The 19,510-nt window shown below is 65.9% G+C and carries 22 protein-coding genes and 1 tRNA gene; 18 read left to right on the forward strand and 5 right to left on the reverse strand.

Annotation, left to right across the window (positions count from 1 at the left end):
* Positions 1-17: 17 nt before the first annotated feature.
* Positions 18-806, reverse strand: coding sequence for a DUF4386 domain-containing protein (locus tag NVV90_RS07585; RefSeq protein ID WP_258440569.1), 789 nt, complete (start codon positions 804-806; stop codon positions 18-20).
* A 126-nt stretch (positions 807-932) separates the two neighbouring features.
* Here NVV90_RS07585 and NVV90_RS07590 point away from each other — a divergent pair, with 126 nt between their 5' ends.
* From NVV90_RS07590 to NVV90_RS07645, 12 genes are all read left to right on the forward strand, one after another.
* Positions 933-1,643, forward strand: a complete 711-nt coding sequence (locus NVV90_RS07590) for a TetR/AcrR family transcriptional regulator (protein WP_258440570.1) — start codon at positions 933-935, stop codon at positions 1,641-1,643.
* Between the two features lie 139 nt (positions 1,644-1,782).
* On the forward strand, positions 1,783-2,682 hold the full coding sequence (locus NVV90_RS07595; RefSeq protein WP_258440571.1) for a ParA family protein: 900 nt from the start codon (positions 1,783-1,785) through the stop codon (positions 2,680-2,682).
* An 8-nt stretch (positions 2,683-2,690) separates the two neighbouring features.
* On the forward strand, positions 2,691-3,557 hold the full coding sequence (locus tag NVV90_RS07600) for a ScpA family protein (RefSeq protein WP_258440572.1): 867 nt from the start codon (positions 2,691-2,693) through the stop codon (positions 3,555-3,557).
* A 2-nt stretch (positions 3,558-3,559) separates the two neighbouring features.
* Positions 3,560-4,216, forward strand: a complete 657-nt coding sequence (locus NVV90_RS07605; RefSeq protein WP_396125361.1) for an SMC-Scp complex subunit ScpB — start codon at positions 3,560-3,562, stop codon at positions 4,214-4,216.
* A gap of 153 nt (positions 4,217-4,369) precedes the next feature.
* Positions 4,370-5,593, forward strand: coding sequence for a pseudouridine synthase (locus NVV90_RS07610; RefSeq protein ID WP_258440573.1), 1,224 nt, complete (start codon positions 4,370-4,372; stop codon positions 5,591-5,593).
* A gap of 3 nt (positions 5,594-5,596) precedes the next feature.
* Positions 5,597-6,703, forward strand: a complete 1,107-nt coding sequence (locus NVV90_RS07615; protein ID WP_258440574.1) for a prephenate dehydrogenase — start codon at positions 5,597-5,599, stop codon at positions 6,701-6,703.
* Positions 6,703-7,416 (forward strand): (d)CMP kinase, encoded by a 714-nt coding sequence (gene cmk / locus NVV90_RS07620; RefSeq protein WP_258440575.1) that lies wholly within the window; start codon positions 6,703-6,705, stop codon positions 7,414-7,416. The genes NVV90_RS07615 and cmk overlap by 1 nt, the downstream gene beginning before the upstream one ends.
* Positions 7,406-8,140 carry a 1-acyl-sn-glycerol-3-phosphate acyltransferase gene (locus tag NVV90_RS07625; protein ID WP_258440576.1) on the forward strand — a complete coding sequence of 245 codons (735 nt, stop codon included), beginning with the start codon at positions 7,406-7,408 and terminating at the stop codon, positions 8,138-8,140. The genes cmk and NVV90_RS07625 overlap by 11 nt, the downstream gene beginning before the upstream one ends.
* A 10-nt stretch (positions 8,141-8,150) precedes the next feature.
* Entirely contained in the window at positions 8,151-9,701 is a 1,551-nt protein-coding gene (gene der, locus NVV90_RS07630) for a ribosome biogenesis GTPase Der (protein WP_258440577.1), read from the forward strand.
* Positions 9,702-9,926: 225 nt separating this feature from the next.
* Positions 9,927-10,265 (forward strand): 13E12 repeat family protein, encoded by a 339-nt coding sequence (locus NVV90_RS07635; protein ID WP_258440578.1) that lies wholly within the window; start codon positions 9,927-9,929, stop codon positions 10,263-10,265.
* Between the two features lie 38 nt (positions 10,266-10,303).
* On the forward strand, positions 10,304-11,491 hold the full coding sequence (locus tag NVV90_RS07640; protein WP_258440579.1) for an HNH endonuclease signature motif containing protein: 1,188 nt from the start codon (positions 10,304-10,306) through the stop codon (positions 11,489-11,491).
* 47 nt (positions 11,492-11,538) lie between these two features.
* Positions 11,539-11,612, forward strand: a tRNA-Pro gene (locus NVV90_RS07645).
* 101 nt (positions 11,613-11,713) lie between these two features.
* On the opposite strand, the gene NVV90_RS07650 is transcribed toward NVV90_RS07645, so the two are convergent.
* A complete protein-coding gene (locus tag NVV90_RS07650; RefSeq protein WP_258440580.1) occupies positions 11,714-12,160 on the reverse strand; it encodes a MarR family winged helix-turn-helix transcriptional regulator in 447 nt (148 codons plus the stop codon).
* A 171-nt stretch (positions 12,161-12,331) separates the two neighbouring features.
* Here NVV90_RS07650 and NVV90_RS07655 point away from each other — a divergent pair, with 171 nt between their 5' ends.
* Positions 12,332-13,540 (forward strand): MFS transporter, encoded by a 1,209-nt coding sequence (locus tag NVV90_RS07655; RefSeq protein ID WP_258440581.1) that lies wholly within the window; start codon positions 12,332-12,334, stop codon positions 13,538-13,540.
* Positions 13,541-13,621: 81 nt separating this feature from the next.
* On the opposite strand, the gene NVV90_RS07660 is transcribed toward NVV90_RS07655, so the two are convergent.
* Both NVV90_RS07660 and NVV90_RS07665 read right to left on the reverse strand, forming a co-directional pair.
* On the reverse strand, positions 13,622-14,311 hold the full coding sequence (locus tag NVV90_RS07660) for a hypothetical protein (RefSeq protein WP_258440582.1): 690 nt from the start codon (positions 14,309-14,311) through the stop codon (positions 13,622-13,624).
* 53 nt (positions 14,312-14,364) lie between these two features.
* Positions 14,365-15,261, reverse strand: coding sequence for a DNA-formamidopyrimidine glycosylase family protein (locus NVV90_RS07665; protein WP_258440583.1), 897 nt, complete (start codon positions 15,259-15,261; stop codon positions 14,365-14,367).
* A gap of 163 nt (positions 15,262-15,424) precedes the next feature.
* Here NVV90_RS07665 and gcvH point away from each other — a divergent pair, with 163 nt between their 5' ends.
* From gcvH to NVV90_RS07690, 5 genes are all read left to right on the forward strand, one after another.
* Positions 15,425-15,811 carry a glycine cleavage system protein GcvH gene (gcvH, locus tag NVV90_RS07670; protein ID WP_258440584.1) on the forward strand — a complete coding sequence of 129 codons (387 nt, stop codon included), beginning with the start codon at positions 15,425-15,427 and terminating at the stop codon, positions 15,809-15,811.
* 137 nt (positions 15,812-15,948) lie between these two features.
* A complete protein-coding gene (locus tag NVV90_RS07675) occupies positions 15,949-16,425 on the forward strand; it encodes an FHA domain-containing protein (protein ID WP_258440585.1) in 477 nt (158 codons plus the stop codon).
* A gap of 23 nt (positions 16,426-16,448) precedes the next feature.
* Positions 16,449-17,165 carry a MerR family transcriptional regulator gene (locus NVV90_RS07680; RefSeq protein ID WP_258440586.1) on the forward strand — a complete coding sequence of 239 codons (717 nt, stop codon included), beginning with the start codon at positions 16,449-16,451 and terminating at the stop codon, positions 17,163-17,165.
* On the forward strand, positions 17,165-17,668 hold the full coding sequence (locus NVV90_RS07685; RefSeq protein ID WP_258440587.1) for a bifunctional nuclease family protein: 504 nt from the start codon (positions 17,165-17,167) through the stop codon (positions 17,666-17,668). Before NVV90_RS07680 ends, NVV90_RS07685 begins: the two co-directional genes overlap by 1 nt.
* 240 nt (positions 17,669-17,908) lie before the next feature.
* Entirely contained in the window at positions 17,909-18,502 is a 594-nt protein-coding gene (locus NVV90_RS07690; protein ID WP_258440588.1) for a MerR family transcriptional regulator, read from the forward strand.
* A gap of 149 nt (positions 18,503-18,651) precedes the next feature.
* On the opposite strand, the gene NVV90_RS07695 is transcribed toward NVV90_RS07690, so the two are convergent.
* Positions 18,652-19,473: a ParA family protein gene (locus NVV90_RS07695; protein ID WP_258440589.1), complete on the reverse strand. Its 822-nt coding sequence runs from the start codon at positions 19,471-19,473 to the stop codon at positions 18,652-18,654.
* Positions 19,474-19,510 lie beyond the last annotated feature (37 nt).

The following is a 19,510-nucleotide window of genomic DNA, read 5'->3' on the forward strand; positions in this document are numbered from 1 at the left end:
AGCTGTCCTGACTAAGTTCAGCGGCGCAGGCCCCCTTCGGGATCCATAGCTCCGGATCCCACGGTTCCACCGGCAAGGCCGGCACCACCAGGTGCCGGCCTTGCCGCGTTGGCAGCCCTCCCGCCGTCGCGGTTTCCCGTCCCGCGGACCTTCAGGATGCCGTCCTTCAGGGCCCGGTCCCTCAGAATCAGGGCGGCGAAGGCGAGCAGCCACAGGGACCAGAGGACATAGCCGGCGAAGTTCGCGATGTCCGCGGATTCAAGACCCAGCGGGCTGGTCAAGCCGGCGGCAATGAGGAGTGCCGAAGCGTAGCCCCACCATGCGAACCATCGGCGGTGCATTCCAAAGCGGTGTGCCACCAGCACTGTCCACGCTGCAGTAAAGAGGTATCCGAACCATTCGCCCAGCACTTTTCCAAGAACCAGGTTGAGGAGCGTGAACGTCCCTGTATCATCGGGCCCCAGCATTGGCACCAGGGTGACCCAGCGGAGCAGCCCGGCAAGCTGGACGACGGCGGCGACGATGCCCGCCCAGGCGGCGGCCCGCATGGCGACGCCTGGCTGAAGCCGTGCTGCCAGCACCGCGATGGGCGCCATGAGTGCGGCGCCGGCGGAGAGCACGCTGAAGCCCGCGACGACGGCCTCCGGCTTGTCATGGAAGCTGGCCAGGGCTTCTGCCGCAGGCCTGCTGAGCACGGCGGGGTAGTCATAGACGGATCCAAGCCAGATGAAGGCTGCGTTGGACGCGAGGGCCCCCGCCGCGAGCAACGCGGCGGTGAGGACGGGGCGGGGCTGGTGTGTCTGCATGTGATCAGTTCCTGTTCTGGATTCATGTGGCGCAATTTTCATACCGCGCCATTTCTGCACCTTGCAGTTTCTGTACCTTGCAATTTCTGTACACTGTACAGTCGCTGTACGATGTACAGTAACCCCATGACGGATGATGGGTCAACGGTTTCGGCAACCACGGGCAGGCCCGGCCGCCCACGCACTTTCACTGCCGGGCAGGTGGCTGCCGCAGCGCTGGGCGTGCTTGACGCGTCCGGGCCGGAGGGACTCTCCGTCAGGGCGGTGGCGGCCGCTCTGGGAATCAATCCCAATGCCCTCTATACCTATGTGCGGAGCCGTGCGGACCTGGAGCGGCTTCTCGTGGAAGAGATCCTTGGCGGCGTGGACCCGGGCCTGCTGGTGCCCGGCAGCGGGACCTGGCAACAGCAATTGCAGGACTTTGCCAACGCCTTGCGCGGCGCCATTCACGCACACCCTGGTGTCGCGGGGTTGTTCATGACGGCACCCATGGACGGTCCGGTTGCCATCGAGGTGGGGGAGGGCTTGCTGCGCGTGCTGGCGGGCGCCGGCCTGTCTGCCGAAGGGGCGGCCCGGGCGTCCTATGCGCTGATGGTTTTCGTTCTGGGTTCGGTGGCCATGGAAGTGGCCGAGACGGACGGCAGGGCACCCATGGACCCCGAGGCCGAGCGGATGGCCAGCCGCTTGGAAGCATTCCGCGGCATCGACGAACGGCGGTTGCCGCTTTCCGCTGCGGCGGTTGGAACCATGGCAACGTGGGTGGGGGCCGAGCAGTTCCGCTGGGGCCTGAAAATGCTGATTGCCGGCCTGGAAGCATCAACCTTAGACCTCAGCTAGAAGGTAAAGGCTCAAATGGCCGACATTGTCAAGTTTCGTCAAACAGCGTGTCCGGGACTGTAGCCTAGGTGGGTAGTATCGCTGAAGCTGGCGCCAGCAGCAGGGACAAAAGATCGACGTCGAAAGTGTGGACAGATACGTGAGCAGCGAATGGGGTTCGGCAACGCTGGAAGGCACGGAGTTCGACCTGGAAGGCGCTGTCATGGGGCCCACCGGCCGCCCGCAGCGTGACTTCCCGGAGCCAGAGCCGCTGGCCTCGCACGGACCGGCACGGGTCATCGCCATGGTCAACCAAAAGGGCGGCGTCGGCAAGACCACGTCCACCATCAACCTCGCAGCGGCGCTCGCCGAATACGGCCGGCGCGTCCTGCTGGTGGACTTCGACCCCCAAGGTGCCCTCTCCGCCGGCCTCGGTGCCAACCCGCACGAGCTCGATCTCACGGTCTACAACGTCCTGATGGACCGCAAAGTGGACATCCGCGACGCCATCCAGCAGACCGGCGTCGACGGCGTCGATCTGCTGCCCGCCAACATCGACCTCTCCGCCGCAGAAGTCCAGCTCGTCAACGAGGTTGCCCGCGAACAGGTCCTGGACCGCGCCCTCAAGAGCGTCGAGGATGATTACGACGTCGTCCTCATTGACTGCCAGCCCTCGCTGGGGCTCCTGACCGTCAACGCCCTCACCGCCGCGCACGGCGTGATCATCCCGTTGATCTGCGAGTTCTTTGCCCTGCGCGCCGTGGCACTGCTGGTCGAGACCATTGAAAAGGTCCAGGACCGCCTCAACCCGCGCCTGCAGGTGGACGGTGTCCTGGCCACGATGTACGACGCCCGCACCCTGCACAGCCGCGAAGTCATCTCCCGCCTGGTCGAGGCCTTCGGTGACAAGGTCTTCGAAACCGTCATCAAGCGCTCCATCAAGTTTGCCGACGCCACCGTGGCCGCCGAACCCATCACCAGCTACGCCGGAAGCCACATCGGCGCCGACGCCTACCGCCGCCTGGCCAAGGAACTGATCTCGCGCGGCGGCGCACCCTAGCGGACCGCGTGGCACAAGCGCTCGCTCCGCCGGCGGAGACGGCCGCCCCGCCGGCGCCCGGCTTCGAAGTCAGGCTCGAGAATTTCACCGGGCCCTTCGACGTGCTCCTGGGCCTGATCTCCAAGCACCAGCTGGACATCACGGAAATCGCCCTTGCCACCGTCACGGATGAGTTCATCAAGTACATCCGCAAGCTGCAGGAACTCGGCGAGGAATGGGCCCTGGACGAAGCCAGCGAGTTCTTGGTCATCGCCGCCACCCTCCTTGACCTGAAGGCTGCCAGGCTCCTGCCTGCGGGCGAAGTGGAGGACGCCGAGGACATTGCGCTCCTGGAAGCCCGGGACCTCCTGTTCGCCCGCCTGCTGCAATACAAGGCGTTCAAGCAGGTTGCCGGGATCATGAGCGACACCCTGGACCTGGAGGCGAAGAGCTTTCCGCGGCAGGTGGCCCTTGAAGCCCACTTCGCGGCGCTGCTTCCGGAACTCGTGTGGCGGCACACGCCTGAGCAGTTTGCCGCGCTGGCCGCCAAGGCCCTAGCGCCGAAGGACACCGCAGCCCCGCAAGTGGGCCTGGACCACCTCCACGCCCCGGCCGTCAGCATCAAGGAGCAGGCCGGGATCATCGGGCGCCGTCTGCGGCACGGCGTGCCGCTGTCCTTCCGCGCCCTCATCGCCGACGCCGGGACCACACCGGTGGTGGTGGCCCGCTTCCTCGCCCTGTTGGAAATGTTTCGCGACCGTGTGGTGGCCTTTGAGCAGGCGGCTCCGCTGGGCGATCTCACCGTGCGCTGGACGGGGAACCATGAAGACTGGAGCAGCGAAAACCTCAGCGAGGAATACGGCCTCAACGAGGAATACGGCATGGAACAGGAGTAGCTGTGAGCGAAGAGACGCACGCCACGGAGGACCCGGCCGCCCTGGAGGAAAGGCCCGGGGGAGTCCGTGCAGCACTGGAGGCAGTGCTGATGGTTGTGGACCAGCCGGCCACGTCCGAGGAGCTCGCGGCCGGGCTGGGCGTGACGGTCGCCGTCGTCGAGGATTTGCTGGCCGAGCTGCAGCGGGAGTATAGCGGCTATACTGTTAAAGCCCCGGACGTGGACGCTGTCGGCTTTGCCGTTGTCAGTGCCGCACCCCGGGGTTTTGAATTGCGGAACGTGGCCGGCGGGTGGCGGATCTATTCGCGCGCGGATTTTGCCGACGTCGTGGGCAGATTCGTTCTCGATGGCCAGACCAGCAGGTTGACCCAGGCAGCACTTGAAACGCTGGCGGTCATCGCCTACCGGCAACCGGTCTCCAGGGCCCGGGTGTCTGCGATCCGCGGCGTCAATGTTGATTCGGTCGTCCGGACCCTGACCCAGCGGGGCCTGGTCGAAGACGCCGGCAACGATCCCGAATCGGGTTCGGTCCTGTACCGGACCACCTCCTATTTCCTTGAACGGATGGGAATCGCTTCGGTGGCTGAACTGCCTGCGCTGTCGCCCCACCTTCCCGGGTTGGACGGCATCGAGGAGTTTTACGACGCCGGCCGGATGTAGGCAGCTGCGCCGGCACCACCTGCACCGCAGGACAACTTCATAGAAGGCTCCGGATACCTCGGGGCCACAGCAAAGAAGGGCAGATTTTGTCTGCCCGGCTGGCTAGTGTTGTTACAGCAACGAATGCCGGCCATTACTACACAAGGACGGGTCATGACACAGGCGGGACGCCAGGGTTCACCACGTAACGGTTCGGGACGCAACGGTTCTGGACGCAATGAGGCACGCGGCGGCGCAGGCCGCACGGGCGCGGGCGGATTCTCCGGCCGCAGCAGTGCCGGCGGCGCAGCAAAGCGCGGCTTCAACCAGGGCGGCGACCGCCCCTTCCAGGGCGAACGGCCCTTCAAAGCGGCCCGTCCGCGTGAAGCAGCCCCGTTTGACCCGGACAACCCCACCACGGCCGGCGATTACGACCGCGGCCGCGACGCCAGGCCGGCCAAGCCGTTCCGCAAGCCCGGCACCAACAAGCCCGGTTCCGGCAGGGCTCCCGGCACGCCCGGTGCGCCCAAGCGCAAGACCGGCAGCAATGCAAAGCAGTACGGCTCCCGCGCCTTCGGCAGCGAGCGTTTCGGCCAGAACCTTGGCCCCATCCGCAAGCCGTCGCGCGGCCCGCGCCAGGACGTGCCGCAGTCCGATCTGCACGACGTCGACGGCGTCCGCCTGCAGAAGGTCATGGCCCAGGCCGGCGTGGCTTCCCGCCGCGTCTGCGAGGAAATGATCCTCGAAGGCCGCGTCGAGGTGGACGGCCAGCTGACCACCGAACTCGGCGTGCGCGTGGACCCCGCAACGGCAGTTATCCACGTTGACGGAATCCGCATCCAGCTCGACGAAACCCTCGTCTACATGGTCTTCAACAAGCCCAAGGGCGTAGTTTCCACCATGGAAGACCCGGACGGCCGTCCCTGCATCAGCGACTTCCTGCGCAAGCAGGCCAAGGGCGAACGGCTCTTCCACGTCGGACGCCTTGACGTCGCCACCGAGGGTCTGCTGCTGCTGACCAACGACGGCGAACTGGCCAACCGCCTGACGCACCCCTCCTACGAGGTGCCCAAGACGTACCTGGTCCAGGTCCGCGGGCCGTTCCCGCACGGCGTCGGCGCACAGCTCAAGGCCGGCGTCGAGCTCGAAGACGGCATCGCAGCAGTGGACTCCTTCAAGCTGGTGGACTCCACCCCGGGCCACGTCCTGGCTGAGGTTGTGCTCCACTCCGGAAAGAACCGCATTGTGCGCCGCATGTTCGACGCCGTCGGCTTCCCGGTTGAGCGCCTTGTCCGCGTCAAGATCGGCCCCATCGGCCTGGGCGACCAGCGCCAGGGCAGCATCCGCAACCTCGGCAGGCAGGAAGTCGGCCACCTCCTGGCATCCGTGGGGCTCTAGGGCATGACGGCATTCCGCACGCACGGCCGGGGACACCTTGATGGTCCGGTGGTCGTGTTCGGTACAGGGCTGCTCGGCGCCAGCATCGGCCTCGGCCTGCGTGGCCGGGGGGTCCCGGTCTACTTGTCGGACCCCTCGCCCACCAACCAGGCCGTGGCCGTGGACATCGGGGCGGGCCGGCCGCTGACCGAGCTGCAGGAACAGCCGCAGCTGGTGGTTGTCGCTGCGCCGCCCGATGTGACGGCTGACGTCGTCGAGCGTGCGCTCCGGGACTACCCGGACGCCGTGGTGGTGGACATTGCCAGCGTCAAGGCGGCTATCCAGGGAGACCTTCGGCAGCGCGGCGTGGACCTGGCCCGCTACGTGGGAACGCATCCCATGGCGGGCCGCGAAAAGTCCGGGCCCGTTGCCGCCCGTGGCGAGCTGTTCACGTCCATGCCGTGGGTCCTGTGCCCCGGCGAGGAAAGCAGCGGGGAGGCGCTCCAGGTGGCGCGCTCCCTCGCGGGCGACCTGGGCGCGATCGTTTCGCAGTTCACCCCCGATGAGCACGACGAAGCGGTGGCCTTGGTCTCGCATGTCCCGCAGCTCATGTCCTCATTGCTGGCCAGCCGGCTGCAGGGCACGCCGCTGCATGCGCTGTCCCTGGCCGGCAACGGACTCAGGGACACCACCCGCATCGCCGCCAGCGATCCCACCCTGTGGGTGCAGATCCTCGGCGGCAACGCGGACAAGGTGGTCACCATCCTGCACGGCGTGCGGGAGGACCTGAACCGGCTCATCGGAACCCTGGAGGATCCCCTGGCACCCGGTGCCCGGCTTGACCTTGCCCAGCTCATCAGCGAAGGCAACGCCGGCCAGGCCCGGATCCCGGGCAAGCACGGCGGTCCGCCCCAGGCGTACTCGTGGCTGACAGTTCTGGTGGACGACCGTCCGGGCCAGATCGCCCGGCTCCTGACCGAAATCGGCGAGATCGGCGTGAACGTGGAAGACCTCCGGCTGGACCACTCGTCCGGCCAGAACGTGGGCATGGTGGAGCTCTCCGTGCTGCCCAACAAGCACGACCTCCTTGTAGAAGCCTTGACTGACCGTGGATGGCGGGTACTCCAGTAATGACGCGTGAATTCTTCGGACCCGAGACGGTAGCCCGCCCCGGAAAGCCGCTGCTGATTGCCATCGACGGCCCCTCCGGGTCCGGCAAGTCCAGCGTGAGCAAGGAAGTGGCCAGGCGCCTGAAACTGGCGTACCTGGACACGGGCGCCATGTATCGGGCGCTGACCTGGTACTGCCTCAACAACGGCATCGACCTCACGGACGGTGCCGCCGTCGAACAGGCCTCCAAGACCATGCCGCTGGAAATCAGCACCAGCACCGGCACCGAGTATGTGGCGGTCAACGGAACGGACATCACCGAGGAGATCCGGGACCCTCGGATCTCGTCGTCCGTCAGTGCCGTGGCCACCACCCTCGGTGCCCGCACCGAGCTGATCCGGCGCCAGCGTCGGCTCATCGAACAGCACCACCACCGCATGGTGGTGGAGGGCCGTGACATCACCACCGTCGTCGCGCCTGCAGCGGAAGTCCGCATGCTGCTGACCGCCAGCGAGGAAGCACGGCTCCGCCGTCGCGGCATCCAGCTCGGCGGCACACAGAGCAAGGAACAGCTAGCCGCCCAGGTCATCCAGCGCGACGCCAAGGACTCCACCGTGGTGAACTTCACCCAGGCGGCCGATGGCGTGGTGACCTTGGATTCCTCGGACCTGGACTTCGAGGAAACCGTGGACACCGCGCTCAACATTGTCGGCAAGGTCATCTATGGTGACTGAGCAGGCACTCCCGGCCTCGTGGACCAGGTTCTGGAGCCGGCCGATCGGCTGGCTCATCGACCACGTGGTCTACCGGACATCCGTCACCGGCCGCGCGAACGTTCCAGCAGCAGGTCCGGTGATTTTCGCCGGGAACCACATCAGCATGCTGGATGGTCCCGTCATGTTCGGCGCCTCCCCGCGGCCCATGCACATCCTCGTCAAGAAGGAGATGTTCGCGGGCTTCCTGGGACGCGTCCTGCGCGGCTCGGGCCAGATTCCGGTGGACCGTGCGGGAGACCGCGCGGCCCTGCACCTGGGCAAGGCACTGCTCGACGCCGGCCGTTGCGTCGGGATTCTCCCCGAGGGAACCCGGGGGAGCGGCGCAGCCGAAAGCATCGGCAACGGCGTTGCCTGGCTGGCCCTGAATTCCGGGGCCACCGTGATACCTGTGGCCATCCTCGGCACCCGGACTGGCAACGAGCACCGCGACCACATCCCCAGGCCGCGGCGCCGGCTCTACGTCAGCTTCGGCGAGCCTCTCACCGTGCAGCGCCGGAACGGCGAGCCCGGGCGTGTTTCAATGGACAGGGCGGCTGCGGAAATCCGCGACGCATTGGCAGAGCACATTCGGGATGCCATCCACACCACCGGGCAGGACCTTCCGAAGGACCCCGTGCCCGGTCCACAAACTCCGCAGCATCGTCAAAAAGCAGTAGCCGGGACGCCGGCAGACCACCACTAAGGAAAGTGCAATGAGCGATACGACTCAAAAATCCGGCAACCATGGAGCCGGCGACGACGAATACACGCCCACCGGCACCGACCAGGTGGCTGAAAACCTTGCCGCCCTGGACGACGACGAGGCCGAGCTCCGCGCCGCCACCCTGCTGGCCGGCCTGGACGACTACGAGCTGGACGAAGACGATGCAGCCCTGCTGCGCGGCGAATACGGAGACGAGGGCGAAGACGGCCCGCTGAAGCTGGACCCGGTGCTGGCCATCATCGGCCGCCCGAACGTGGGCAAGTCCACGCTGGTGAACCGTATCCTCGGCCGCCGCGAGGCCGTCGTCGAGGACACCCCCGGCGTCACCCGTGACCGCGTCATGTACTCCGCCAACTGGAACGGCCGCAACTTCACGCTGGTCGATACCGGTGGCTGGGAGCACGACGCCAAGGGCATCCACGCCCGTGTGGCCGAGCAGGCCGAAATGGCCGTGGAGCTCGCCGACGCCGTGCTGTTCGTGGTGGACTCCGCCGTTGGCGCCACCGCCACGGACGAAGGCGTCGTGAAGATGCTGCGCAAGTCCAAGAAGCCGGTCATCATGGTGGCCAACAAAGTGGACGACTTTGCCCAGGAAGCCGATTCGGCAACGCTCTGGGGTCTCGGCTTCGGTGAGCCGTACCCGGTCTCCGCACTGCACGGCCGCGGTGTGGCCGACCTCCTCGACCATGTCATGGACACCCTGCCCGAGTACTCCACGGTGGAAGGCGTCGAGCGTTCCGGTGGACCCCGCCGCATCGCCCTGATCGGCCGCCCGAATGTGGGCAAGTCCTCTCTGCTGAACAAGCTTGCCGGCACCGAACGCGTGGTTGTGGACACCCTTGCCGGAACCACCCGCGATCCTGTGGATGAATTCATCGAACTCGGTGACCGCACCTGGCGTTTCGTGGACACCGCAGGCATCCGCCGCCGCCAGCACATGGCACAGGGCGCAGACTTCTACGCCTCCCTGCGCACGCAGGCCGCGCTCGAAAAGGCCGAGGTCGCCGTCGTGCTCCTGGCCGTCGACGAGGTGCTCAGCGAGCAGGACGTCCGCATCCTGCAGCTGGCCATTGAGTCCGGCCGTGCGCTGGTCCTCGCGTTCAACAAGTGGGACCTGTTGGACGACGAGCGCCGCCGCTACCTGGAACGCGAAATCGAGCAGGACCTGGCACACGTGGAGTGGGCGCCGCGCGTCAACATCTCCGCCAAGACCGGCTGGCACAAGGACCGTCTGGTGCCCGCGCTGGACATCGCGCTGGAGAGCTGGGACCGCCGTATCCCCACCGGCCGCCTGAACGCCTTCCTGGGCGAGCTCGTTGCAGCGCACCCGCACCCGGTCCGCGGCGGCAAGCAGCCCCGCATCCTCTTCGGCACGCAGGCCTCCAGCCGCCCGCCGAAGTTCGTGCTGTTCACCACCGGATTCCTGGACCCCGGATACCGCCGCTTCATCACGCGCCGTCTGCGCGAGACGTTCGGCTTCGAGGGCACGCCCATCGAGGTTAACATGCGTGTCCGTGAAAAGCGTGGACGGAAGAAGTAACTCTCTTCTTTAGTACGACGACGGCGCGCCGCCCCTTAGCGGGGAGGCGCGCCGTTTGCGTACGCCGGGGGTGGCGGCAGTTCCTTTAGGGGGTGGGCGCCTCGGCCCGCTCTGGAGCAATAATGTCGGTGGTCGGTGATGTGATCACTTCATGGAAATCATCAGCCTGGTTGAGACGACCCCGCAATCTGACGCGGCGTCCCATCCATGCTGGCGTCGGGCGGAATGGTCTCCACCCTCGAGTCCGTTGAGAAGGCGATCGCAAGCCTGCAGTCACTGCGGGAGTACACGCTCGCCATGGCTTCCCGGCTGGCGGAGGTGATGAACCACGGCAGTGCTGCGCTGAACGGTTCAACAGGAGCGGGATTCACGGCCGCGGGCTGGGATTCACGTTCGGCGGAACTGGCCCAGCGTGCGGTGGCGGCCGAGATCGCCACGGCCACGCGCACCAACGATCGCACGGTGCAGCGGCAAATGGGCCAAGCGGTGGAGCTTCTGGACCGCTTCCCAGCCACCTTCGGAGCCCTCGCGCAGGGCAGGATCAGTCTCGCCCACGCCGCGTGATCCAGGACGCCGGCATGTCTCTGGGCTATCCTTCCGCCTTGGCACGCCACGAAGCCGTGGTGGTGGCCTGCGCCGAGCAGCAGGCGCCTGGACGGGTGCGCCGCTTGGCTGTCCGGAAAGCCGAGAAGGTCCAGCCCGAGGCCTTGACGCTCCGGCATGAACGGGCCGTGGCGGAACGACATGTCCGGGTGACGCCGCTACCAGACGGCATGGCCGAGCTGGCCGCGGTGCTGCCCGCGGCAGTTGCACACGGCATCCACGATCGCCTCACCCGCATGGCCCACGCCCACGCACAAGCCGAGGCAAACCAGGCCCCCTGTCCTGCCGGAATGCATCGAAACGTCGACCAGCTCCGCGCCGACCTCCTATCGGACGTGCTGTTGCGCGGCGCTCCCACCGGCCATGACACACCTGACGGGCTGTTGGCAGCCATTACAGCACGGGCGGCTGTCACCGTCCCCGTCCTGAACTTGATTGATGGGGGAACCGCCCGTGCCGCGGGCAACGCAGCCGCAATCAGCACAACCGCAGGAAACGCGGAACAGGTCCCGGCCGACATGGACGGACGCCATCCCATCGACCCCGGTACCGCCAGAATCCTCGCCGGCCAGGCAGCCGCGTGGAACAGGGTACTGACGGACCCGTTCACCGGTGCTGTGCTTTCCGTGGACAGGTACCGGCCCAGTGAGGAGCTCAAGCGGCTGCTGACATCCAGGGACAGCAGATGCCGTTTCCCTGGATGCGGGATCAAAGCACGTGATCTGGACGTGGACCACACCCAGGACGCCGCCCTCGGCGGGCCCACGGAAACCGGCAACCAAGTCGGGCTTTGCAGGCGCCACCACACGCTCAAGCACCGTTCGCCGTGGAAAACCCGGCAAGCCGGGGCCGGGGTGCTGGAATGGACCAGCCCAACCGGCCGAACTTACGTGGATCACCCACCCATACCCGCGACGCACACTGGCGTCACGGTCCGCACGCAACGCCGGGTGACTGCTGATCACTTTGGGCCGGGAAATACTTTCAAACCGCCACCATTTGACGCGCCCCTGTGCCCAAGGACATCGGCGTGCGAGGGAGCTGCCGTCGGGCTGGCTGAATTGGGCAAGAACGCGGGCAAGAACCCGTCGTGGTGTGCTGGTTTCTCGCTTTCGCTGTGCTGCGCGGCGACACAGTGTGTTGAACGGCCCTCGATTTCTCATCCGGGCAGCTTTCGTATAGGCTAATACGCGTTGCTTGAACGGCCGCGAATAGCGATAACGGTCAGGCAAGGCGGGCTGTAGCGCAGCTTGGTAGCGCACTTGACTGGGGGTCAAGGGGTCGCAGGTTCAAATCCTGTCAGCCCGACCGCATGAAAAACCCCGCCGTTCCCGAGAGGGAGCGGCGGGGTTTTTCGCGTTCAAGGAGGTGTGCTGAGCGCGCTCTTGTGCGGACGCACCCAGTCCCGCTTACACCCCCTGCAACGCCCCCAGGGCCTTGACCAGCGGCTCCAGCTCCGGAACCAGCTCTGCCGCGGCCAGCGCGGCAGCCAGGGTTTCGTCGTGCGCAGGTTTGGCCTCCAGCAGCAGTTTCTGGCCGGCAGCCGTAAGTTCGGTGTAGATGCCGCGGCGGTCGTCGGCGCATAGGATGCGGGTCAGCAGGCCGCGGTCTTCCAGGCGGTTCACCAGGCGCGTGGTGGCGCTGCTCGACAGTGCGGTGGCGCGGGCCAGCTGCTGCATCCGCATGTGCCAGCCGTCCTGGCGGCTCAGGGCGTCCAGGACCGTGTATTCCACCACGGAGAGCTCGACGGCGGACTGAAGCGCCTTCTCGAGCTCTGTCTCGATGCTGCCGTGCAATGCCGCGAGCGTCCGCCAGCCCTGCGCGCGTACTTCTACGGCGTCGTCCTTGATGCCCATGTCTTCTGTGCTCCTGCCTGAATCTGAAATGGCGGCACCGCAAAAAGTAGTTGCTTGCGCAATTATCTGGCGTGTGCAACTATGTATGAAGCGCCTGCAACTAATATTCTACGGTTCCCGGCGGCGCACATCCACTTCCCCAAGGAACCTGTCCCATTTAAGGAGCACCACATGCCCGCAGGGTTGATTGCCCTGGCTCTCGGCGGATTCGGCATCGGCCTGACCGAATTCGTCATCATGGGCCTCTTGCCCGAGGTCGCAGCCGATTTCAACGTCAGCGAAGCCTCCGCCGGCTGGTTCATCTCCGGCTACGCCCTCAGCGTGACGGTGGGCGCCCTGCTGGTGACCGCCGCAGTAACCAGGCTGCCGCGCAAACCCGTGCTGTTGGGCCTTCTGGTCCTGTTCATTGTCGGCAACCTGCTCTCGGCGATTGCCGACAGCTACCCGGCGATGCTGCTCGGGCGCATCATTGCCGCCCTCTGTCACGGTGCCTTCTTCGGCATCGGCTCCGTGGTGGCAGCGAGCCTCGTGCCGGCGCACAAGAAGGCCGGCGCCATTGCCATCATGTTCACCGGGCTCACGGCCGCCAACGTCCTGGGCGTTCCCTTCGGCACCCTCCTGGGGCAGAGTCATGGCTGGCGCTCCACCTTCTGGGCCATCACGGCCATTGGCGTGGTCGCACTGCTCGGCATTGCCTTCCTGGTCCCGCGTAGCAGCGCGGAACCCGGCAGGGGCTTGCGCAGCGAGCTCGGCGCGTTCAAATCCGAGCAGGTCTGGCTGTCCATCCTTGTCACGATCCTGGGCTACGGCGGCATGTTCGGCGCCTTCACGTACATCGCCTTCACCCTGACCGAGGTCTCCGGCTTCGACTCGGGCGCGGTCCCGTGGCTCCTGGTGACTTTCGGCGTCGGGTTGTTCGTGGGCAACTTCGTCGGAGGCAAGGCGGCGGACAAGGCCCTGGACAAGACGCTGATCACCGCGCTGCTGGCCCTCGTGGCCGTACTGGTGTTCTTCGGGCTCACGGCAAGCAGCCCCGTTGCCACGGTCTTCTCCCTTGCCCTCATGGGCGGCGTCGGCTTTGCGGCCGTTCCCGGAATGCAGATGCGCGTCATGCATTTCGCGGCCTCCGCCCCGACGCTCGCGTCCGGCGCCAACATCGGCGCCTTCAACCTCGGCAATGCGCTCGGCGCCTGGCTGGGCGGCGTCACCATCACCCTCGGCCTCGGGTACACCTCGCCCATCTGGGCGGGGGCCGGAATCACCGTTGCCGGGCTGCTCGTGATGCTGGCCGCGGCGGCCGCCGCCCGACGCAGGGGAGCTGGGGCGGAAGAGCCAACCGCCGACGTCGAACGCGAACCCCAGGCTGCCGGCGTCGCCTGACCCTGGCCAATGGTCATTGGCCAGCAAGCAGGGAAGCCCGCCGCGGGATCACCGCGGCGGGCTTTTCGCTGTTCCCGGTATCTACTGTTTGTCGGGCTTGCCGTCCAGGTCGGGCTTGCCGTCGAAGACATCGGCGACGCGCCCCTTTGCCTCGTCGAGGAACGCTGCGGGGCCCGACGTCGGGCGGCCGGCTGCCGCGCGTTCGGCGTCGCGGGCTTCTTTCTCGGCCTGCTTGGCGGCCTTGAGCCGTTCGTTGTCGGCCTGCTTCAGGGCCTTGACCTTCTTGCCCCGGCTGCGCCACACCGTCCAGAGGATGACCGCCACCACGAAGGCGACTGCGGCCGCAATCGCCGAAATGGCCGTCCAGGTGGTGAAGAAGCCTGCGTCCACGCTTAGCGTCCGCTGGCCGGCATGCGAGGATTCCGAGGAGCCGAAGACGATGCCGGCCGTCAGGAGGTTGGGTGTGGCGACGGCTACGGCCAGGAGCACGATGACGATTTTCCACGGCCATGTGATGGCCTTGTGCGTCGCCTGCCACGCAACCAGCAACGGGAGGAACGTGAACACGAAACCGTAGAACATGCCCACGAGCACGCTGGCACCGAGATCGCGGCGGATCTGGCCGGCAATGACGTCGGACCACCAGCGGGGAAGTATGGCGGACAGGGTGAAGTAGCTGACCACGGCGATGAGCAAGGCAACGACGACCAGAATGATCTTGGCTCCCCAGTTGCCTTTTTTCCTGGCAGGTACCTGCGCTTGTTCAATCATGCGTCCATCATGGCAGAGGCCCGGGCGCGCTGCCGCAAGTTCGCCCGGATTGCCTAGTCGGCTTTGCCGCGGCGCCGCTTCTCGAGGATTTCCCCGCCGGTCTGGCACGTGGGGCAATATTGCAGCGATCCGGTGGTGTACGCGATTTCCCGTACCGTGTCCCCGCAGACCGGGCATGCTTGTCCCGTCCGTCCATGGACCCGCATGGAGGATTTCTTCAGGGCCTTGAGATCTTCGGGCCGCTTGCCCGTGGCCTGCTGTACGGCGTCCGTCAGGAGGGACCTCATGGTGTTGAAGAGATGTTCAACAGCCTGTGGATCCAGGGATGAGGCCGTTGCGAAGGGCGACAACTTTGCGGCGTGCAGGATCTCGTCGCTGTAGGCGTTTCCGATCCCGGCGAGGACTTTCTGATCCTTCAGGAGTGCCTTGAGTTGCTGTCTCGCGCTGAACAGCCTGCTGAACTCCTCCAGGCCAAGGCCGGGTTCCATTGGTTCCGGGCCCAGCTCGGCGATGCCATGGATATCCGCCGGATCGTTGACGATGAAGACGGCCAAGCCCTTCCACGTCCCGGCGTCAGTGAGGTCGAAAGACACGTCCTGGCCGTTCCGCGCGAAGTTCAGCCGCGCTGCAATGAATCCGGGCTTGTCCACGGGACCCACGGCTTTCTCCATGAAGTGCAGCCAGCCTGCCTGCGCCAGGTTGAAAGCCAGGAACATCGTCACGGGGGAGCCCGGTGCAGACAGTGCATCCGGGCCCGCAGCCGTCTTGAGGAGGACGAACTTTCCCCGCCGGGACACCGATTCGACCGTCCGCCCCTGGAGTTCCTCCGGCGGGTGTTCCTTGGTCTTCAGTGAGAAGTAATTCGGGAACTGCACTTGGGTGATCACGGCGCCGCTGAGCTGCCCGTCCAGGAACGTGGCCATTGCTGCGAGTTCGGGGAGTTCGGGCATTGTCAGCTTCCTTTGCGGACATTCCGGTGGGGACCGGATCAGACACACTTCCATGATCCCAGACGCCTCTGGGGAGGGAAGGCGATTGTGCATATACTTTCAGCGGTGGCCGGAAGCCCGGTCCGCCGTCGAGGTCAGTAACAGTCCCGATGAAAGGCGACCGATGAGCAACATTCCTGCCGATCTTTCCTACACTGCCGAACACGAATGGGTCACTGCCCCCAATGCCGAGGGCATTGTGCGGATTGGAATCACTGATTTTGCCCAGGACGCGCTGGGCGATGTTGTCTACGCCCAGATGCCGGAAGCCGGCACCACCGTGGCCGGCAACGACGTCGTCGGTGAAGTTGAATCCACCAAGAGCGTCAGCGACATCTACGCGCCGGTATCCGGTGAGGTGGTGGCCCGCAACGAGGCGCTGGACACGGACCCGTCCCTGATCAACTCGGACCCCTACGGCGAAGGCTGGCTCCTGGAAGTCAAACTGGCCGAGGCGGACGCCGTGGAGTCGCTGCTCAGTTCATCCGAGTATGAACAGCAGGTAGGCTAAAGTTATCTGGCCCGCCCGGCTGGTACTCCTGCGTTAGCGGGAGCCGGGAAGGCGGGCCAGCAAACCGATTTCCCCGGCGGAACCGGGCGAAGGTGTGGCCGGCAGCGAGCAGCAGCCGGCGGATGAGGAGGAATTCCATGGTTGGCGGCGAACAGAACCAAACCACTGGCGAGAACGGTGCGGACGAACAGCCTACGCCGGAGACCACCTCGATCAGCCTGACGCCCGTATGGGATGAGCCCAAAATTGCGCCCAAGTTGGCCCCCGAAGAGCGGGCGTCCGTGGAAGCGCTGCCGCCGGACTCCGCGCTGCTCATTGCGCACAGCGGACCGAACGTCGGTGCCCGCTTCCTGCTGGACTCGGACACCACCACGGCAGGCAGGCACCCCGACGCCGACATCTTCCTTGACGACGTGACGGTTTCCCGCAAGCACGTGGAGTTCCACCGCACGGAATCCGGCTTCGAGGTAGTCGACATGGGCAGCCTGAACGGAACCTACGTCAACCACGACCGCGTGGACAGCGTGCAGTTGAAGACCGGCAATGAAGTCCAGATCGGCAAATTCCGGCTGACCTACTACCTGAGCCCTGCCCGCGCAGCAGGCCAAGTCTGATTCCGGGGAACCACTCTGTGGCAATGGCCCAGCCGGAGCGTCGAGGGCCCCAGGTCCTGAACATCGGGGAAGTTCTCGCGCTTTTGAGCGACGACTTTCCCGCCATGACCGCATCCAAGATCCGGTTTCTGGAGGAGAAGGGGCTGATCAACCCCAAGCGCACTCCGGCTGGATACCGTCAGTACGCGGACAGCGATGTGGAACGGCTGCGCTTCATCCTGGCCCTGCAGCGGGACCAGTACCTGCCGCTGAAGGTCATCAAGGACTACCTCGACGCGATCGACCGCGGGGAACGCCCGGACAAGCTGCCGGACGGGGTCACCGTGTCTCCGCGGATCGTTTCCGAAGCGCTCGCCGCCGAAATCCACGGGCGTGCCCGCGCCCTGAGCGAGGAGCAGCTGCGTGCGGAGTCCGGTGCCAGCGTGCCGTTGCTTCAATCCCTGCTCAGTTTTGGCCTCATCAGCCACGCCAACGGCAAGTTCGACGAGCATGCGCTCCAGGTGGCCCGCGCCTGTGTCCAGCTTGAGGGCCATGGCCTGGAACCGCGCCACCTGCGTCCGTTTCAAGCCGCTGCCGAACGTGAGTTCAGCCTTGTTGAGCGGGCCGTTGCGCCGCTGACGTCCCGGAAGGACGCAGCCTCGCAGGCCCGGGCCGCCGAGGCCGCACGCGAAATCAGCGAGCTTTGCCTGAGCCTGCACCGGGCGTTGGTGCAGGACCGTATCTCCCGCATGGACGCCTGATGATCGAAGTCGAAATCGTCGGCGTCCGGATCGAGCTGCCGTCCAATCAGCCACTGGTTCTCCTGCGCGAGATCAACGGCGAACGGCACGTGCCCATCTGGATCGGAACACCCGAGGCCAGTGCCATTGCCTTGGCGCAGCAGGGTGTGGTGCCTCCAAGGCCCATGACGCACGACCTCCTGGTCGATGTTGTCGAATCCCTGGGGCACTCGATCATCAGCGTCAATATCGTGGCCGTTGAGGACAACATCTTCTACGGGCAGCTGCAGTTCGACAACGGCACAGTGGTCAGTTCCCGGGCCTCGGACGCGCTGGCCCTGGCCCTGCGTGCCAAATGCCGGATCTGGTGCGCTGATGCCGTCATGGAGGAAGCAGGGGTCCGTATCACCGAGCATGATGAGGGCGAGGAAGCCGAACCGGATTCCGCCGTTGACGAGGAAGGCGAGCTGCGCAAGTTCCGGGAATTCCTGGACGACGTGGAGCCGGAGGATTTCGAGGGCTGACACGGAATTAAGGTTGAAGTTGAAGCTGAAGGTTTCGACACGATCCGAAATTGCTTCCGACGTCTTTGACCTTGGGCCTCCACAGGCCTAACGTCGAAGTATCAAGTTCCCGTTGCATACACTGCCCCCGCAAGTCACACTGGAATGTGGACCTGCGCGGAGACTACACGGCTGGGTTTCGCCCACGTGTTGCGTGCTGGATGCACCTTCCCCAGGGGAACTTACTACAAGGAGGGTCACGTGAGTCCGAAAGGCGAAGCAGGCGAGCTGAAGCAGGCCTCGACTGGCATTGCTGCGCACGCGGGCGGTGCCCAGGGTCTCCTGTTTACGGAGGACCTTCCCGTGCTGGACGAGGACGCGGGCTACCGCGGCCCCACAGCATGCAAAGCCGCGGGCATCACCTACCGCCAGCTCGACTACTGGGCACGCACTGGCCTCGTTGAGCCCGCTGTCCGCGGGGCCGCAGGGTCAGGCTCCCAGCGGCTCTACGGTTTCCGCGACATCCTGGTCCTGAAGGTCGTCAAGCGACTCCTGGACACCGGGGTCTCCCTCCAGCAGATCCGCACAGCCGTGGAGCACTTGCGCGAACGCGGTGTGGAGGACCTGGCCCAGATCACCCTCATGAGCGATGGCGCCAGTGTCTATGAATGTACCTCCGCCGATGAAGTCATTGATCTTGTACAGGGCGGACAGGGAGTGTTCGGCATCGCCGTCGGCCGCGTCTGGCGGGAGGTCGAGGGCAGCCTCGCCGCGCTGCCCAGCGAGCACGCAACGGAGCAGTCCTTTCCCGACGACGAATTGAGCAAGCGCCGCGTCGCTCGCCGCATCAGCTAAGCGCTGGGCCCGCGTCAGACGCCGCCGGCACAGATACGCAGAAGGCCGCCTCCCCTTGAGGCGGCCTTCTGCGTATCTGTGTCCAAGCGGTTGCATTGATGCAGCTGTGTCCAGCCTAGGCCTGGCCCCGTGTTGGCCTGGCCCCGATGTTAGCGCTGGCGTCGGTCCCGCAGGCCGTTCTGCGCCGACAGCATGTTCTCAAGAAGGGTGTCGAAGAGTTTGGCAGCGTTCTTGGCCGAATCGCCGGGCCAGTGGTGCACGGCATGGGCCGCGCCCTGGATCTGCTGCCAATTGGCCTGCTCCGGGATGTGAGGGGCGAGCAGCAGCTCGCCGAACATGGATTCCATTTCGCCCAGGCGGAAGGTGTGTTCGGCCGAGCCGCTCCGGACGCGGTTGGCAACGATGCCTCCCGGTGCCAGGTTCGGGGCGAACTCCTGCCGGAACAGCTGGATGGCGCGCATGGTGCGTTCCGTGCCGGCCACGGAGAACAGGCCGGGTTCGGCCACCAGCACCACGCGGTCGCTCGCGTTCCATGCCATGCGTGTGAGGCCGTTGAGTGATGGCGGGCAGTCCACCAGGACGAGCTCGTAGCGTTCGCTGCCGGTAAGGACGGCGGACAGGCGGCGGAGGTCCCTTCGGCCAAGGTCAGGACGGTCATAGATGCCGGTATACGCGGATCCCACGGCAACGTCGAGGACATGTGCATGCGCCCCGTTGCCGTTGGCACGGGACACCCAGCCGCTGCTCGCCACGTTGTCGCTGAGCTTTGCCTTGCGTGGGTTCTTCAGCATGCGGCCGATGTCCAGCTGTTCGCCTGGCTGTACCCCGAGGGCTGTGGTGGCGTCTGCGTGGGGGTCGAGGTCGACGACGAGCGTGGGGATTCCGGCAGCCAGTGCCGCCGAGGCCAGTCCGGTGGTGACGGACGTCTTTCCCACTCCGCCCTTGAGGCTGCTGATGCTGACTACTTGCACTTGAGAACCCAAAACCTAACGCCGGTTGCCGTGTCGC

Source organism: Arthrobacter sp. CJ23 (genome assembly GCF_024741795.1).
Classification (GTDB): Bacteria; Actinomycetota; Actinomycetes; order Actinomycetales; family Micrococcaceae; genus Arthrobacter.